General features: G+C 40.0%; 20 protein-coding genes. 11 read left to right on the top strand and 9 right to left on the bottom strand.

Annotated elements, in window-relative coordinates:
* Nucleotides 1–13 precede the first annotated feature (13 nt).
* Both ABJG98_RS09240 and ABJG98_RS09235 read left to right on the top strand, forming a co-directional pair.
* A complete protein-coding gene (locus ABJG98_RS09240) occupies nucleotides 14–649 on the top strand; it encodes a DNA-3-methyladenine glycosylase (protein WP_348279219.1) in 636 nt (211 codons plus the stop codon).
* A gap of 133 nt (nucleotides 650–782) precedes the next feature.
* Nucleotides 783–2279: an OmpA family protein gene (locus ABJG98_RS09235; RefSeq protein WP_348279218.1), complete on the top strand. Its 1497-nt coding sequence runs from the start codon at nucleotides 783–785 to the stop codon at nucleotides 2277–2279.
* Here the strand turns inward: ABJG98_RS09235 and ABJG98_RS09230 are convergent.
* The 3 genes from ABJG98_RS09230 to ABJG98_RS09220 are packed head-to-tail and all read right to left on the bottom strand — an operon-like array spanning nucleotide 2276 to nucleotide 4303.
* A complete protein-coding gene (locus ABJG98_RS09230; RefSeq protein WP_348279217.1) occupies nucleotides 2276–2728 on the bottom strand; it encodes an N-acetyltransferase in 453 nt (150 codons plus the stop codon). The two genes, ABJG98_RS09235 and ABJG98_RS09230, sit on opposite strands and share 4 nt — an antisense overlap.
* On the bottom strand, nucleotides 2725–3651 hold the full coding sequence (locus ABJG98_RS09225; RefSeq protein WP_348279216.1) for a succinylglutamate desuccinylase/aspartoacylase family protein: 927 nt from the start codon (nucleotides 3649–3651) through the stop codon (nucleotides 2725–2727). Before ABJG98_RS09225 ends, ABJG98_RS09230 begins: the two co-directional genes overlap by 4 nt.
* On the bottom strand, nucleotides 3641–4303 hold the full coding sequence (locus tag ABJG98_RS09220) for a DUF6090 family protein (RefSeq protein ID WP_348279215.1): 663 nt from the start codon (nucleotides 4301–4303) through the stop codon (nucleotides 3641–3643). The genes ABJG98_RS09225 and ABJG98_RS09220 overlap by 11 nt, the downstream gene beginning before the upstream one ends.
* 56 nt (nucleotides 4304–4359) lie before the next feature.
* Between ABJG98_RS09220 and ABJG98_RS09215 the strand changes: the two genes are divergently transcribed.
* The 4 genes from ABJG98_RS09215 (at nucleotide 4360) to ABJG98_RS09200 (ending at nucleotide 7067) form a co-directional block, all read left to right on the top strand.
* A complete protein-coding gene (locus tag ABJG98_RS09215; protein WP_348279214.1) occupies nucleotides 4360–5655 on the top strand; it encodes an MFS transporter in 1296 nt (431 codons plus the stop codon).
* Nucleotides 5633–6070, top strand: coding sequence for a type I restriction enzyme HsdR N-terminal domain-containing protein (locus ABJG98_RS09210; RefSeq protein WP_348279213.1), 438 nt, complete (start codon nucleotides 5633–5635; stop codon nucleotides 6068–6070). The genes ABJG98_RS09215 and ABJG98_RS09210 overlap by 23 nt, the downstream gene beginning before the upstream one ends.
* A gap of 168 nt (nucleotides 6071–6238) precedes the next feature.
* The gene (locus tag ABJG98_RS09205; RefSeq protein WP_348279212.1) at nucleotides 6239–6535 is read left to right on the top strand and encodes a septum formation initiator family protein; all 297 of its coding nucleotides are present in this window, start codon (nucleotides 6239–6241) and stop codon (nucleotides 6533–6535) included.
* A gap of 4 nt (nucleotides 6536–6539) precedes the next feature.
* Nucleotides 6540–7067, top strand: coding sequence for a hypothetical protein (locus tag ABJG98_RS09200; RefSeq protein ID WP_348279211.1), 528 nt, complete (start codon nucleotides 6540–6542; stop codon nucleotides 7065–7067).
* Here the strand turns inward: ABJG98_RS09200 and ABJG98_RS09195 are convergent.
* From ABJG98_RS09195 to ABJG98_RS09170, 6 genes are all read right to left on the bottom strand, one after another.
* A complete protein-coding gene (locus ABJG98_RS09195; protein WP_348279210.1) occupies nucleotides 7064–7420 on the bottom strand; it encodes a SiaC family regulatory phosphoprotein in 357 nt (118 codons plus the stop codon). The genes ABJG98_RS09200 and ABJG98_RS09195 overlap by 4 nt on opposite strands.
* Before the next feature lie 120 nt (nucleotides 7421–7540).
* Nucleotides 7541–7990 carry a hypothetical protein gene (locus ABJG98_RS09190; protein WP_348279209.1) on the bottom strand — a complete coding sequence of 150 codons (450 nt, stop codon included), beginning with the start codon at nucleotides 7988–7990 and terminating at the stop codon, nucleotides 7541–7543.
* On the bottom strand, nucleotides 7974–8399 hold the full coding sequence (locus tag ABJG98_RS09185; protein WP_348279208.1) for a DUF1801 domain-containing protein: 426 nt from the start codon (nucleotides 8397–8399) through the stop codon (nucleotides 7974–7976). The genes ABJG98_RS09190 and ABJG98_RS09185 overlap by 17 nt, the downstream gene beginning before the upstream one ends.
* A 21-nt stretch (nucleotides 8400–8420) precedes the next feature.
* Complete coding sequence (locus ABJG98_RS09180; RefSeq protein WP_348279207.1) at nucleotides 8421–9494, bottom strand: Ldh family oxidoreductase; 1074 nt, start codon at nucleotides 9492–9494, stop codon at nucleotides 8421–8423.
* A 9-nt stretch (nucleotides 9495–9503) separates the two neighbouring features.
* Nucleotides 9504–11189, bottom strand: a complete 1686-nt coding sequence (locus ABJG98_RS09175) for a hypothetical protein (RefSeq protein ID WP_348279206.1) — start codon at nucleotides 11187–11189, stop codon at nucleotides 9504–9506.
* A 56-nt stretch (nucleotides 11190–11245) separates the two neighbouring features.
* On the bottom strand, nucleotides 11246–12187 hold the full coding sequence (locus tag ABJG98_RS09170; RefSeq protein ID WP_348279205.1) for an exopolyphosphatase: 942 nt from the start codon (nucleotides 12185–12187) through the stop codon (nucleotides 11246–11248).
* 184 nt (nucleotides 12188–12371) lie between these two features.
* On the opposite strand from ABJG98_RS09170, the gene ABJG98_RS09165 reads away from it, so the two are divergent.
* The 5 genes from ABJG98_RS09165 to ABJG98_RS09145 are packed head-to-tail and all read left to right on the top strand — an operon-like array spanning nucleotide 12372 to nucleotide 16874.
* Nucleotides 12372–13883 carry an acyl-CoA carboxylase subunit beta gene (locus tag ABJG98_RS09165; RefSeq protein ID WP_348279272.1) on the top strand — a complete coding sequence of 504 codons (1512 nt, stop codon included), beginning with the start codon at nucleotides 12372–12374 and terminating at the stop codon, nucleotides 13881–13883.
* Between the two features lie 34 nt (nucleotides 13884–13917).
* Entirely contained in the window at nucleotides 13918–14610 is a 693-nt protein-coding gene (locus ABJG98_RS09160; protein WP_348279204.1) for an SDR family oxidoreductase, read from the top strand.
* Between the two features lie 2 nt (nucleotides 14611–14612).
* On the top strand, nucleotides 14613–15680 hold the full coding sequence (locus tag ABJG98_RS09155) for a M42 family metallopeptidase (protein ID WP_348279203.1): 1068 nt from the start codon (nucleotides 14613–14615) through the stop codon (nucleotides 15678–15680).
* The gene (locus tag ABJG98_RS09150) at nucleotides 15677–16123 is read left to right on the top strand and encodes a hypothetical protein (protein WP_348279202.1); all 447 of its coding nucleotides are present in this window, start codon (nucleotides 15677–15679) and stop codon (nucleotides 16121–16123) included. Before ABJG98_RS09155 ends, ABJG98_RS09150 begins: the two co-directional genes overlap by 4 nt.
* Nucleotides 16104–16874, top strand: a complete 771-nt coding sequence (locus tag ABJG98_RS09145) for a helical backbone metal receptor (RefSeq protein ID WP_348279201.1) — start codon at nucleotides 16104–16106, stop codon at nucleotides 16872–16874. Before ABJG98_RS09150 ends, ABJG98_RS09145 begins: the two co-directional genes overlap by 20 nt.
* Nucleotides 16875–16878: the final 4 nt, after the last annotated feature.

The raw sequence follows: 16878 nt of genomic DNA, 5'->3' as shown, positions 1-16878 counted from the left end.
TTTAAAGGTTTTTATGGTTTTCGAAATTAATACATCCGTTTACGAAAAACTCCCGAGATCGTTTTATCAAAAGCCAGATGTCGTTCAAATAGCAAAAGATTTGTTGGGAAAAGTGCTCGTTACACAAATAGACGGGTATTTTACTGCTGGTAAAATAGTAGAGACAGAAGCATATTGCGGAAGAGGAGATAAAGCTTGCCATGCAAACGGCAAGCGATCACCTAGAACCGAGATTATGTATGGTGAAGGTGGAAGAGCCTATGTCTATCTATGCTATGGCATCCATCACCTATTTAATGTAGTGACAAATGTGGAAGGAAAGGCTGATGCAGTGCTAATAAGGGCCTTGGAGCCAATTCAAGGTATTGATATAATGAAAGAAAGGAGAAATTTCACAAAAGCCAAACTTACTTCGGGACCAGGTACGCTTTCTCAAGCGATGGGGATTCATGTGAAGATGACAGGTGAAGACTTATGTGACAATCAAATTTGGATCGTTGGTAGTAGCCCGAAAGAAAAAGTGGAGATTTTATCCGATACTCGAATTGGTGTAGAATATGCAGAAGAAGATGCGTTAAAACCCTGGAGGTTCATTATTGCAGATAGTAAGTTTGTGAGTAAACCCGTGAAACAAAAAAAGTCCGGCTAACCATACCGGACTATAATTCACTAGCTGTTTAGTTTTGTCACCAACTAACCAATAGAGAAACTTTACAAGTACAATAATATATTAGGATATTTATATATTCAAATAATTTTCACAAAAAAATATAATAAATTAATTGAAAAGTTCAATAATTACATTTATAATGTGTCTGAGTCTGGCTTCTGTAGCTCAGGTAGCATTTGAAGGAAAAGGTGAAACGGTAGATTCTATCAATACATCAAATGGACAAAACTATCTTGTACTAAGTCCGCATGATCGATCAATTGCATTTACAGAAGAACGTGGAGGTGCCCCGAACTCAACTGAGCTTTACACTTCTCAGCAACAAACTATTGGGGGAGAAAGCCGAAGTATTCTGATATTTTCAGATTGGTTGGGAGAAAAAGGAATGTTAAGTCCAATCGGCTTTACATCTGATGGGTTGTACTATAGTCAGGTCACATTTGACAAGGGTATGTTTTATGGGAAGGTGAAATACATCACCGACGGAAAAGACAAGGACGTAGAAATACCTTTTCTAAAAAATAAGTCGCCCATTCAAAGTGGATGTTTATCTAAGGATGGTCAATATATGATTCTCAGCCTGGAGGCTAATAATTCCTATGGAGTTGAAGATTTATACATTGTCAAAAAGAAGGTAGATGGAAGTTGGGATCGAGCCAAAAATCTGGGCTTCCAATTGAACACAGAGTTTCAGGAGGTCACACCTTTTCTAGCAGAAGACAACCGGACACTTTTTTTTGCTACAAATGGAAGAGGAGGGCAAGGGGGTTTCGATCTTTTTTATACGGTAAGACAAGATGAGTCCTGGAGAAATTGGAGCGAGCCAGTAAATCTTGGGACACAAATAAACACGACCGGAGCAGAAACCTCCTTTGCATATATTGATGGGGAGGAATGGGCATACTATGTAAGCTCACAGGATAGTGATGGATATGGCGACATCATGCGAATCAAGTTCAAAGAAGAAATAGAAGAAGACACCACAGAAGTAGTGGAGTCAGTCCTTGTAAAAGAAGATGTTAAAATTGAAACCCCAATATCTATTGTATTGAGAGTGGTAGATGCCAAAAGTGGAGAAAAGTTACCGGCTGAAATGATTTTTGGCGATAGTAAAAGAATTGGACCGAATGGATTGTTTGAGATCGATTCTTTAACAGGCGATGAGGTTGAACTGAAGTCGCCAGGCTATTTACCCACAGTGATCATGCTCGATGAACAGTTACAGCCAGGTGAGAATATGATTAAACTTTCATCTGTCGCCAAGGGTAGCATCATCACACTTGATCATGTTCTTTTCCACCGTGGCACTGCCGAGATGGTAGAAGGTTCAGAAAAAGAGCTAAACCTGGTGGTGGAAGTCTTAAATGATAATCCCAACATCAAAATTCTGCTGAAAGGGCATACAGATAATACAGGCGACCCGGTAAAGAATGTGCAGCTTTCGGATGCTCGAGTAAAGACAGTGAAAGCATACATTTTATCTCAAGGGATAAATGCTTTTAGAGTTACAGGGAAAGGGTATGGAGGCAATGAGCCAATAGCTAGCAATGAAACTGAAGAGTCCAGAAAACTCAACAGAAGAGTGGAGTTTGAAGTAGTTGATGATTAATTCACTTTCCGCTCAAAAGCCACTTTCTCGATTCCAATTTCTGTCATCCACTTTTTCACCAATTTGAAACCATGTCGCTCGTAAAGTGATATTGCAGGACCATTGGCAGCGCCTGTTTCCACGATAAATAATTGAGCATCGAATTCACTAAATAGGAAATTCAGCAGTTTACTGGCAATACCTCTGCGAAAGAAGGTAGGGGCAACCACCAGACTATGAATGTGGATTTTGTTTTCTTCATTTTTTACTTCTATCACTGCAGCAAGGTTTTCTTGCTCAAAGAAGCCGTAAAAGCTAGTGTTTGATGCTATAAAATCCGCCAACGGTCTTTTTAGTGGTGGAAAATTCTTGGCTTGCAAGAGTTCTGCTTCAATCGCATATGAAATTTGAAATACCTGTCGGATACTTATAGCTTCTGATTCGACTTTGTGATCTAATAGTCGTATCATTCCACCACGCCTGTATGAAATAATGCGTCGCCGCGGTTTACGACGGGATTATTGTTGACGCTTAATATATAGCAATCATGAGTTGCTTTTATTTTCTTTTCGTATTCTCCGTATGGATCAGATATAACACCCATAATATCTCCTTTTTTCACAAATGAACCATTGCGCGCCTGGGCATAATGAAGGCCCGCTCTGCTTGCTCGTGTCCAACTGGATTTACTTATTGTGATAGGTGCACTTTTTGGAGAAGGCGCTTCTTTAATCATTCCTAAATGTTTCATTACCCGTAGCATTCCATTTAAACCTACATCAATGGCCGGCTTCCTTAATTTCAATGATTCACCAGCTTCGTACACCAATATGCTCTTTCCCAGTTTCCCAGATTCTTTTCTTAGCGACTTTTCACGAAATGGTGAATTTATAATGAATGGAGGAGCAAAGGCATTAGCAAGTGCTTTGTTGGTAGGATCTTCAAGCATAGCCCTGACTTGTGGGAAATTATTAATCTGCTTGCCACCAGTATGAAAATCAATACCATAATCGATGTGAGGAATGACTTCTTGCATTAAGAAATAAGCGAACTGACTCGCCAATGATCCATTCTGCGACCCTGGAAATGAACGATTAACGTCCTTTCCATCTGGTACCTCTCTACTAAAATTGATAAATCCAAAGACATTAAAGACTGGAATACATATGACACGGCCTGCACTTACTTTATACAATCCCTGAGTAATAATCCTCCGTATTATCTCCACACCATTGATTTCATCCCCATGCATTCCTGCCATGAGGAATAGTGTAGGACCTTCAGCTTTGGCTTCATATGATAGAATAGGAATTTCAATGACCGTACCTGATGGTAGTCGTGCGGTAGGGATATTCTGACGATGTAGTTCTTCAGGTTTGTTATCAAAATTCATTTTGGATCTCCTTATTTATCTTGGAAATTAAAACCTCTACTTTTTGAATGCACTCATTATAAATCCGGCTCACATACTGACGTTCGAATCGCACCAAGCTTAATCTATTCTGCACGTCAGCTGAAGAGATCCAATGGATGTCTCCATTTTGTAATTTGTCGTAATAATTGAGGACAATGTATTGGTAGTGGTGTGTGAATTGACTAGGAGCATAGTTCTCCTCTATTTTTTCAATGATTACATAGTCAAAATCATACAGTCTGAGAATCTCGATTCTTAGGCTGTCATTAGAGATCAAGTCTACACCTCGTGCTTTCAGCGTTTCAAATGCACTGGTTTGTGGGCTGAAAATAAAGTCTCTGAATGCAGAATGGAACTTTCCACCTACTTTATTTCTTTCGAAAGTAGGATCGCTATTCTGTAAACTTTCAATATGTTCGAGTGCCATCCTGTGCCCACTGAAATTATCTCGAAGATCGATAAGATCAAGAGCTAAATTGGTTTTAATTTCTTTGAGCATCTTTTCTTCTTTGTCTTTAGATGCCCTTACTTCTTTCCAGTTGTTTAGTTGAAAAGCGATCAATATACCGACTGTCACTACCACTATTTCTAGCAGTATTTGACTGATCTTGAATTGAGTCTTCTTTTCCATCAACTAAAAGTAGTCAAAGAAGCATTCATTATATTGCCGCATCAACTTGACTTTACATGCTGAACGATAAAAAAATCATCAACGCCTGGTGTATGTACGACTGGGCGAACTCTGTATACTCGCTTACAATCACTTCCGCAATTTTTCCGATCTATTTTCAAAGTGTGGCTGTTAATGCAAACGGAGGAGACCGAATTCAAGCCTTTGGGATTGAGATAGTGAATTCTGTATTATACTCATACGCCCTTTCGCTTTCGTTCCTGTTGGTGGCGATTATACTTCCTATATTATCTGGCATTGCAGATTACGCCGGCAAAAAGAAGTTTTTCTTAAAGATGTTCATGTTCATTGGCTCATTTGCTTGCATAGGGCTCTTCTTCTTTACTGGAGATAATATTGAATGGGGCATAGTTTGTTCCATTTTGGCAAGCGTCGGTTATTCCGGAAGTTTGGTATTCTACGACGCATTCCTGAGTGAAATAGTGACTGAAGATAAGCGGGATATCGTAAGTGCAAAGGGATATTCTTACGGCTACCTCGGCAGTGTGATACTATTAGTAATCAATCTTGTGATGGTTCAGATGCCTGACACTTTTGGCTTTGCTGATGCAGGCGTGGCGTCGAGAGCAGCGTTTCTTACTGTGGGAGTTTGGTGGATTGGATTCTCGCTTTACGCCATTTCAAAGCTACCCGAGAACGTGCATGGGAGAAAGCCAGAAGGTCACTACTTAACAAATGGCTACAAAGAATTACGAAAAGTGTGGATTCAACTTAAAGAAATGGATGGAATGCGGAAATTTCTTTCAGCCTTTTTCTTTTATAACATGGGCGTACAAACGGTTATGTATTTAGCTGCAACATTTGGTTCTAAGGAATTGAAAATGGAGGCATCTAAGCTTATAATGACAGTCCTTTTAATACAATTTGTGGCTATTGCTGGAGCTTATCTTTTTGCCTATATATCTAAAAAAAGAGGGAATATTTACTCACTCTCTATACAGATTGTAATCTGGATAGGATGCTGCTTTGGTGCCTACTTTGTGAATGCTGAGTTGGAATTTTTTGCCTTAGCTGCAGTTGTTGGATTAGTAATGGGAGGCATTCAGTCACTTTCTCGAGCTACGTATTCCAAGATCATGCCTCAGGATACGGTAGATACGGCCTCATTTTTTAGTTTTTATGACGTTACTTATAATGTGTCTATAGTTATTGGAACATTTGTGTATGGGTACATTGAGCAGGTTACTGGAAGTATGCGCAACAGCACCTTGGCATTGGCGTCTTTCTTCATTATCGGAATCATTTTCCTATCACAAGTGAAACTAAAAAATGCGAGCACTCAAGCTGCCTGAGTTTGAAGTCAAACGTAAAGACAATACTATATTTTGTCTGATTCGTAAAAAATGGATCGTGCTTACCCCTGAAGAGTGGGTGCGTCAGCATTTCATAAACCTGTTGATAGCACATCTTGGCTATCCGAAAGGAATGTTCAAGCTGGAACACTCTATGTCGTATTTTAAAAATCAAAAGCGATCAGATATTATCATTTTAGACCGAGCAGGCAATGTTTTTCTTCTGGTGGAATGCAAATCGCCAAATGTGAAACTGGACCAAAAAGTTGTGAATCAGGTGGCAGAATACAATAAGGTTCTCAACTCAAAATACCTGGCCATCACTAATGGCTTGAATAATTTTATATGGAAGAAGGGTGATTCAGAGTTTAATCAGATTAATGAGTTCCCTGGCTACATGTTTTATGAGAAATAGACAAGCAAAATCAAGCTACTGGACAGTTGTTGTGATCTGGAGAACACGAGAATGAAAGCCCCAACCATTGGAAATTGGCTAAACTTTAAAATGAGAAGCTAATTCCCTATTTTTACATGGTCTCTGCTGAAGCTTTGAAAATCAAACCACCCTCAAAATTCAAAGCAGATGAAAAATTTATTAAACCGAATTCCCCCTTTCTTTAAGAATTTCTACGTGTTATCCATACTATTCTTCATAGTCTGGCTGGCTTTTGTAGACAGTAACGACTTGTTTTTGCAAGCGGAGCTTTCAAGTAAAAAAGCCGAATTGGAAGATGCGCGTCGGTTTTATCAAGACAAAATTTTAGAAGTGAAGAATGATCAGGCCGCATTGAATAACAATCCCGATCTTCTGGAAAAAATGGCCAGAGAAAAATACCTGATGAAAAAACCCAACGAGGACCTTTACATTGTCGTAAGATAAAGTCATGAAATCTCTAATAGCAATTGTTACAATCGGGCTAGCGTTGAACGTTACGGCGCAGAGCAAGTTTGCAGATAAAATCTACTTCGGCGGAGGTGGAGGATTTAGTACCAGCTCCAATCAGACGAACATTAGCATATTTCCTCAGGTAGGCTACAAAATCACAGATAGATATTCTGCTGGAATTGGTATTACCTATCAGTACGTCAAAATTAAGCAGCCGATTAATACCTCTCTCTCCAATTTTGGATGGAGCATTTTCAATCGATTCAATGTGACGAATCAGTTTTTTGCTTATGCTGAGTTTGAACGACTGACATTTGAATTTTTGACCTCTTTTTCTCCAGAGCAGACAGAAAAATCTGCGTTTAATAGCCTTATGATTGGTGCTGGATATTCGGAGCAAATTGGCGGAAGAGCTTCATTCAATGTGATGGCTCTCTACAATGTTTTATATGATGAATCGGAAGTGCCAAGGCCATACAACAGCCCATGGGTTCTACGTGCAGGTGTTGGCATAGGCATATTTTAGTTAGGAGAAATATTAAAATCCATTTCCAGCAACTCACTGTAATCCATTCCCATCTCTTTCATTTCCTCATCTTTTTGGTCGTATAGCCAATGAACGTTGAGGGAAGGACGATTCTTTTTTATTGACTTGAATACTTCAAATAGCAATTTTGCTGCTTTAGTATTAAAGACACTTAGCTGGATGTTAAGATCTGTGTACGGAGTTCGTTCAAATTTTTGTTTAATGTCTATTGCGATCTGTTGACAGATTGAAATGTCTTCGCATAATGAAACGCCCTTTATGAGCGCTGATTTTGAGCCCGAATCCATGATGACAGCCGGTAGAATGTCGGTGCCTTTTCTGAAGTAATCCATTAGGTAAAACTTTAAGGTGATAGTAGGTTAAACTATCTCCAAAGCCCTTAGTTAGATAGATTAGCTTAGGTTAGACGAATCGTCGGCGAATTGAGTAAAAGCTTCGGTAAGTAGGATAATTTATCTTTTTATTAGGATTGATCTAATAATTTTTCTAAAAATCCGATTGATTTGTGGATCACGCGCTGAGGTTTTGATTTCAAAACGTTGACCATATTTTACGAATTCATATTCATTTGTACGGTATTCTCCATTCTTGATTTCTATACATTTTGCCTTAATACCATTGATTTTGGTTTTGGTAAAACCTTTATCAAAAGACTCGATCACAGGTTTGGCAGTCGGGAATGATCCGGAGGGCTGCGCAAATTCAAAATAGGTAATTGTAAAGTAGGTATCCGCTGAATCTCTTGCCGACGGACTTGCCTTCACTACATAGCCATCATCAAAGACCTCCCAATTTTTTGGTTTTTTGAAGCTAAATGTAAGATCAGGATCTTCGAAGGAGATTCGCTGGCAAAAGGAAAAGAAATATGATGCAATAAGAATTAAACTAATTGTAATCCGCATATCGCTTCTTCAACATTTCAATGGATTTTTTAGTCATTTGAGCTAGCACTTTGATATCTACATCCGCCAGCTTTTTCACATAAAGGCACCCTACACTTTTTTTGTGTTTACCAAGTTGTTCCAACAATATATCTTGCCCTTCAAAACCAGCCATCATATAGATAGTCATGCTGGTTTTACGTGGAGAAAATCCTGCGAGAAACCAATCTCCCTCACGACCACTTTCATATTTGTAGTGATAATTTCCAAATCCAACAATGGAGTCGCCCCACATTACAGCTTTTTCACCTGAAATGTTTCCCAATAATTTCAATAATTCACGTGCATCATCTCGTTTCCATTCCGGCTCAATTGATTCAATGAATGCTTCAACGCTTTGATCGTTGGGTTGAGTTTTTAGTTCTGCCATCGGGAGATGTTATTTGTAATACTAACCTAAAGTTACACTCAATTTTTCTCCCAATTCTTTCAGATCTGCAACTACAGGTTCGAGCAAGTCAATGCCATTCTTGAGACGTTCGGCAGTCATCTCTCGTTCAGGATCTCCAGGGATCAAAACTTTATCTCCAGGATTTACGGTCTCCGAACTTCTAAATCGGTCAATCCAGTTGTCCATGTGAGATTTAAATTCTTCTCCATCTCGAAATGCGTCTATTCGCATAGCTCCGAAAAAGTGACCCAATCCTTCTCCAACAGGATTTGGAGCCGGATCAATAAAAGCGACAAAAGGAGGAACCCAAGGTCCATAGTTTGCGCCCGAAAGTACGGCAGAAAGAATGTCTACAACGGCACCAAGAGCATAACCTTTATGAGATCCATGCTCACGATCACCACCAAGTGGCCTCATGGAACCACCCTTCATAAGACCTTTAGCATCCGTTGTGATGTAACCCTCTTTGTCTTGCAGCCATCCTTCTGGTGCCTCCATGCCTTTGCGTTGAAGTACCTCTAGTTTTCCATTCGCGGCTGTAGTGGTAGCCATATCCAAAACAAATGGCGGTTGATTTTTGGTAGGTATTGCAATCGAAATCGGGTTGGTACCCAATAGTCTTTCTTTTGAAAACGTAGGAGAGACTAATGGGCTGGCATTAGTCAAAGAAATGCCAATGCAGTCATCTTCAAGTGCCATCATCGCATGATATCCTGCAATACCATAATGATTGGAATTCTTTACTGCCACCCAGCCTGATCCCACGTTTTTAGCTTTTTCAATGGCAAGCTTCATCGCATGTGGACCTACCACCAGGCCCAAACCAAGATCACCATCAACTACCGCTGTGGAAGGAGTTTCATGCACGGTCTTGATCTGTGGTGTCGTATTGAGACGTTTTTTCTCGTGCAATCGTATATAACCAGAAAGTCTGGCTACACCGTGAGAATCCACGCCTCTTAGATCTGCGCTAACTAAAACATCGGCTGCTTGCTGAGCTTCCGCTTCAGGACAGCCGATGCTGATAAATACTTTGGTTACAAATTGCTTAAGTTGGTTTGCCGAAAAAATCATGCGGCGAAATTACTCATTTAGCTCTGCTATGATCTGATTGAAAACTAAAATTACGTTCCTTGCCGCCTCAATATCTGTCATACTAAGGTCAAAACCGTCCTGATAGTTCTCAATTTCACCGTCTTTGTAGTACTTCACAATGTCTTCTTTAAACTTCGTTTCGAATGAAATTGCTAAGGTTTTGCTACCTATTTTGTATTGGATGCTCTTCGGATTGATATCAGTAAAGTTGAACTCAAAAATTTCTTCCTGTCCTCCTTTAGCATCTACTTCAAGTTTTGTTAATTTGATTTTTTCTGGATCAGTTTCGTCGATTCGCTCGAAAGTCTGAGTTATCGTTTCGTCACCGATACGTACTTCTTCCATGTTCTCCGTCAACCACCCAATTTTTTGTTCAACAGACATATCAGCAAATGGATCAATGTAATCACGTTCGCAAATTCTGATAGCGTCTTCCAGTGATGCTTTGATTCGTCGAGCAACCTCTACGTTTTCTGCATAAATTTTCAACTCATCATCGTAACCGTCGAACTCATCATTTTCATACATCTTCAATAAATCAAGCGATTCTTTGGTGGTGAACTCTACAAACATTTTTCCTGAGGTAACATCGAAATCGATGAGATTACCATTGACATCTATTAAGTTGAATTCTGCTGTTGTCTTCTTCGTGCTTTTTGCATCCGCATCTACTTGAGTGATCTTTAAAAGGCAATCTCCTTCTACGACCTGCTCCATCGATTCATCTCCGTAATCTATGTTCTGCACGAACTGTCCCAAATAATCGAGTGCAGATTGCAATTCTTCAAATTTTTGAATGGAACCCTCAACCAAATCTTCGGCCAATGGCACTGCCTTGGTAAGTATGTTTTTAAGATCTCGAGCTTCTTCTACATTATTCGTGAAAATTTCAATCTCATCATCAAATCCTTTTGGAGCGCCATTATCTAGCACTTTAATCAACTTTTGTTTCCGATTAGTCTCAAAGTCTAAGGAAAAACTAGAGCCAGAAATATTGAATTTCAAGCTGTTGATATTGATGTCTGCAAGGTTGAAAATGTATTGTTTCTCTTGAGATGTTTTGGCCGTTATCTCCGTCTGTATTAATCTGAAATTACCCGGAAAGTCATCCAGAGCAACCAATGTTTGGTTATACGCTTTGCCGCTGCTTTCAGCGTTAACCACATGTTCAGTAAGCCAGATTTCCATTTCAGGATAAGTATCTACCGAAAGCTTTTTACTCATGATATCTTCCGCCAATGGAATAGATTTTTTGATTAAATCTTTTATTATTCGAGCGTTATCAATGTTTTTGGTGACCATGAGCATGTTTTCCTCATAACCTTTCACTTCGCCATTTTGATATTTTTTTATAAATTTTTGACCATTGTCTACAGTTAAGCTGAGATATATAATGTCTTTTTTTGTCTCTTCGCGCACGACATACGGATCGAGATCTGCCACATTAAATTCATAGGTAAGTTCCTCTCTATTTCCTTTCTCGTCTACTTCTACAAGCGTGTATTTAAGAACGGAATGTTCTAAAAGTTCAAGTTCATGGGTGTATGTCTCATCGCCAGTTTGGACATCTATTAAGTTGGTTTGCAGTTCAGAAACAATAGATTTAAACTCAGCATTCTGTCCAAAACTTGAAATAGCAATGACAAGAAAAAACGATCTCAGAAAATATTTCATAGTGGTAAGGTTATTCTAGATGTAAAAGTTAAAAATAAGTGAGGCTTTATCAATACCTAATTAGAGGTATTTGTCTGAAGGTGATCAAGAACGTCATAAAGAATGCCCTCTTTTAGCGCATATGCTGAGACTCGTACTTCTTCCAACTGAAGTTTTTCAATCAGATAGCTAACGAGAATACATGCCACCACAATCATATCTACGCGCATTTCAATCATTCCGGGAATAGCTAAACGCTCCACTCGGTTTTTAGTAATCAATTGCTGGTAGATGTTTCGGAATGCATCTATACTAAATGGATATTCAGTAGACTCTTCTTTCCTTATAATATTGTTTTCTTCAGAGTAAATATCACTGAGCGTATCAAATGTGCCTGAGCAGCCAATCAATGTATTTGGTTGATGCGCAATGCAGACGTTGATTAGTGGTTCCAATTCTGCATCAAAATATGTGTAAAGCTTTTCAATTTCTGCGGAAGTGATCGGATCAGCTTTATGAAATTTCTCCACCAATCTTTGACCGCCAATTTCAAAACTTTGCATCCAATAGGCTTTGTCTTGATCGGCGATAATAAACTCAATGCTGCCTCCGCCAATATCCATGATGAGGTTTTTGTCTACTCCAAAGTCAAGCGCTTTGCTTGCCCCAAAGTGAATGAGTTCGGCTTCTCGTAAGCCAGATATCACTTCAATTTCAATACCTGTTTGGTTTTTAATCTCCGCAACCAGATCTGAGCCATTACTTGCGTTTCTCATGGCACTAGTTGCAGTGGCAAAAACCTGTTTGATGTCATGTGCATCTATCGTGGTTTTAAAGTCTATGAGAGCGGCCATGGCCCGTTCCCACGCTTCTTTAGTTATTTCGCCTTTGTTGATCCCTTTTTCACCAATTTTCACAGCTTTTCTTTCACGATGAAAAATTTCATGTGAATTAGCTTCTGCTTTGGCAAGCAGAAGATGAAATGTGTTTGTGCCCAAATCGATGACTGCAACGTTCATAGCGGCCGCAATATAGCAAATTGGAACTGAGACTTTTTAGATTTAATGGATTGATAAGTTCGATTTCACCTTTCTCCATTGCTCACCTTATCTTTGGCGTTTTCAAAAGAATATGAGCACAGAAAAACCAAAAACCGCTACCAACATACAGTCCATTGCTGAAAAAAATGCCCGACTTGAGTCGATGAATGAAGAAGCCCTCAAGGGAGGAGGTGAAGATCGGATTGCCAAACAGCATGAAAAAGGAAAGCTAACCGCACGCGAACGTATTGATTTACTGCTGGATGAAGGTTCATTTGAAGAGATAGGAAAGTTTGTGACACACCGTGCGACAGACTTTGGTATGGACAAACAAAAAATTCTAGGAGATGGAGTCGTGACCGGTTACGGAACAATTAATGGAAGACTCACATATGTCTTCAGTCAGGATTTCACTGTTTTTGGGGGATCATTGTCTGAGACATTTGCAGAGAAGATTGTGAAAATTATGGATATGGCCATGAAAAATGGTGCTCCAGTGATAGGTTTAAACGATTCTGGCGGAGCACGTATTCAGGAAGGTGTAGTTTCATTGGGTGGCTATGCCGATATTTTCTATCGAAATACGTTGGCATCAGGTGTAGTACCACAGATATCTGCCATCCTGGGCCCATGTGCTGGTGGCGCAGTTTATTCGCCAGCCATAACTGACTTCATCTTCATGGTCGAGCAGAGCAGTTATATGTTTGTGACAGGACCAAACGTGGTGAAAACGGTTACCCAAGAAGATGTGACCAGCGAAGAACTTGGAGGAGCTCAGACTCATGCCTCTAAAAGTGGAGTAACCCATTTTGCATGTGCTAATGAAGCCGAATGCATTCGCCAGATCAAGCAGCTGATGAGTTATATACCATCAAACTGCGAGGAAGAGCCACCACGAGTTGATTATGAATTAGGGGATGAATCTCGAAAAGAACTTGATGACGTTTTGCCAGAAAACCCAAATCAGCCCTACGATATGCATGATGTCATCAAAGGAATTATTGATTCAGATAGCTTCCTTGAAGTTCACAAGGACTTTGCAGAAAACATTATCTGTGGATTTGGAAGATTAGCTGGAAGAAGCATAGGCATTGTAGCTAACCAGCCAATGAGCATGGCAGGAGTTTTGGATATTCATTCAAGCACTAAAGGAGGGCGATTTGTTCGTTTCTGTGACAGCTTCAATGTGCCATTGTTGGTATTGGTAGATGTTCCGGGATTTTTGCCCGGCACAGACCAAGAGTGGAATGGCATCATCACTAATGGAGCTAAATTATTGTATGCTTTTAGTGAAGCTACTGTGCCAAGAATATCTGTAATCACTCGAAAAGCGTACGGTGGAGCTTATGACGTGATGAACTCGAAGCACATTGGATCTGATATGAATTATGCATGGCCAACTGCAGAAATTGCAGTAATGGGCGCGCAGGGAGCTTCTGAAATTATTTTCAGGAAAGAGATTCAAAAGGCGGATGATGCGAATGCTATGCATCAGGAGAAAATCAATGAGTACACCGAGAAGTTTGCCAACCCATACATTGCTGCAGCACGTGGTTTTGTCGACGAGGTAATCATGCCAAATGAAACCCGATCTAAATTGATTAGCGCATTTAGCATGCTGGAAAACAAGGTAGATAAACTTCCTAGAAAGAAACACGGGAATATTCCGCTATAAATAATTGGTGATTGAAAATTAATAATTAACAATTATGGAAAAAGTAGCTGTAATAACCGCCGCAAGCAAAGGAATGGGCTTGGCCTGTACTGAAAAGTTAGCAGAAGAAAACTATCAGTTGGCCATCTTATCTCGCTCATCAGAAATCCACGATTTGGCCAGTAAGTTGGGAGGTATAGCAGTGCAGGGATCTACGGATAATGTAGCAGACCTTACTCGTTTAGTGGATGCAACATTAGAGACTTACGGACAGATAGATGTCGTGATCAACAATACCGGACATCCACCAAAGGGAGACTTGCTGGAATTGACCGATGAGCAATGGAAGGAAGGAATGGATTTAGCACTGATGAATGTGGTGAGAATGTCAAGATTGGTTACTCCGCACATGAGTTCTGGAGGATCTATTGTTAATATCTCTACGTTTGGAGCCAAAGAACCATCGTTAAGCTTCCCAATATCATCCGTAGCGCGTACAGCTTTAAGCGCCTTCACGAAACTATTTGCAAATAAATATGGAGCCAATAAAATTCGGATGAACAATGTTCTGCCTGGTTTTATTGATAGCTATCCGGCAGAGCAGAAAATCATTGATCAAATACCGATGCTGAGACAGGGAACGCCCGAAGAGGTAGCTGAACTCGCATTATTTTTAGCAAGCAATAAATCAGAATACATAACAGGACAAGATTTCCTTATTGACGGTGGTCTTGTTAAATCGATATAAATATGGACAAGAAAAGCAGAGACTTTCTTTTTAAATACCTCAATAATGCGGCACCAACCGGCTTTGAAATGGAAGGACAAAAAATATGGTTGGATTATGTAAAACCATATGTGGATGACTATGTAGTAGACACTTATGGCAGTGTTTATGGGGTGGTGAATCCGGAAGCTAAGTATAAAGTGGTGATCGAAGCACATGCGGATGAGATCAGTTGGTTTGTTAACTACATCACCGACAAAGGCTACATCTACGTAGTGAGAAATGGCGGATCGGATCATCAGATTGCTCCTTCAATGCGAGTAAACCTTCACACTAAGAAAGGTGTGGTGAAAGGCGTATTTGGGTGGCCGGCAATTCACGTGCGAAAAGACAAAGAAGACAATCCGACATTGAAAAACATTTGCATTGACGTAGGTGCAGAGTCAAAGGAAGAAGTAGAGAAAATGGGAATCCACGTGGGTACTGTAGCTACCTTCCAGGATGAACTGTTTGAAATGAATAAAAAATACTTTGTTGGACGTGCACTGGATAACCGTGCTGGTGGATTTATGATTGCCGAAGTGGCGCGAAGAATCTCCGAGAATAAAGTGAAGCTTCCGTTTGGACTGTACATTGTGAATTCAGTGCAAGAAGAAATTGGATTGAGAGGAGCGGAGATGATTTCCCGAAGAATCAAACCAGATGTTGCTATAGTAACGGACGTGACCCACGATACTCAGTCACCAATGTATGATAAAATCACAAGTGGTGACCTGACTGCAGGTAGTGGCCCAGCGGTAACATATGGCCCAGCGGTTCAAAATAACCTAAGAGATATGATCTTAAAGGTCGCTGATACAAATAAGATTCCATACCAACGAATGGCGGCCTCAAGAACGACAGGTACAGATACGGATGCGTTTGCTTATTCTGATATTGGAGTAGCATCAGCATTGATTTCACTACCATTGAAGTACATGCATACGACAGTGGAGACCGTGCATAAAGACGATGTGGAAAATGTGATCAAGTTGATTTACGAAACAGTGGTTCAGATTAAAGCTGGTCAGGACTTCACCTATTTCAAATGAGAACTGTTGTTATTTTGATGGCAGTCATCTTACTTGGCTGCAACACTAGCGATCACAAACCAATTACTGGAAAATGGTATACATATGCTGAGAGCGGTGACTATATGGAGCTTTGGCTGGGAGACGATAAAGCGATGAGTTATTTGAGCAGTATTGACGAATTTTTGCTTTATGAACTAAATCGGGACGATAGTCTCCTGAGTTTTTCACTAATAGAAAGCAGAATCACAGAAGCGCATGAATTTCAGCTGCGTGTCGAAAAGTCAAGTGATGAACTTTTTCAAGCTATTTTCATCGGGGAAGGCAAGGTCAATCCGCTCAAAACCTATTTTCTTGTTTCTAGTGAAACACCAAGACTAAGTGGCTCATTAGAAACCAATAAAGAGAATATGCTGGAGCTGCTTTCACGAATGGAAGGCTCTCATGATGGACATGGACATTGATGTGTCGAATGTAAGAATACTAGAAGATATGATGGGACGGGAAATGGAGATCCACTTCCCGCCTAAACGTATCGTGTCACTGGTTCCTTCACAAACAGAATTTTTAATAGATATAGATGCGCCAGTTGTAGGTCGCACTAAATTCTGTATACATCCAAAAGGCAAGGTGTCCAAGATTCCTATCGTTGGAGGAACGAAGAACTTTAGATTTGATGAGATTCGCAGCCTCAATCCCGACTTAATTATAGGCAATAAGGAAGAAAACTATCAGGAAGGGATTGAAGTGCTGAGCAATGACTTTCCTGTGTGGATGAGTGATATTTATACGCTTGAAGATTCATTTTCCATGATGAATGCTCTCGGACGTATTTGTGAGAAGCAAGAATCAGCCCGATCAATTGTGAAGGCGTGTAAATCAGCAACAAACAAAGTCAAAGGAGTAAAATCAGGTAAAGTCATTTACCTCATTTGGAAGAATCCATGGATGGCTGCGGGATCAAATACATTCATCGATCATTTGCTGACTCACCTTGGATACCAGAATTTGATTACTGAAGAGCGTTACCCCGAATTGTCAGAAGAGCAAATAACTTCCTTAAATCCAGATAAAATTTTATTTAGCTCTGAACCCTATCCGTTTACTAAAGATCATCTTCAAACAGTTGAAAAATTGTGGCCAGGTACTACGTGTGAGTTGGTCGATGGCGAATTGCATAGCTGGTATGGGAGCAGACTTAAGAAGTGGGTTTAATTTT

It is taken from the genome of Ekhidna sp. (assembly GCF_039960695.1).
Taxonomy (GTDB): Bacteria; Bacteroidota; Bacteroidia; order Cytophagales; family Cyclobacteriaceae; genus Ekhidna.
Note: the sequence above shows the minus strand (reverse complement) of the source record. Positions and strands in the feature narration are given on the sequence as shown.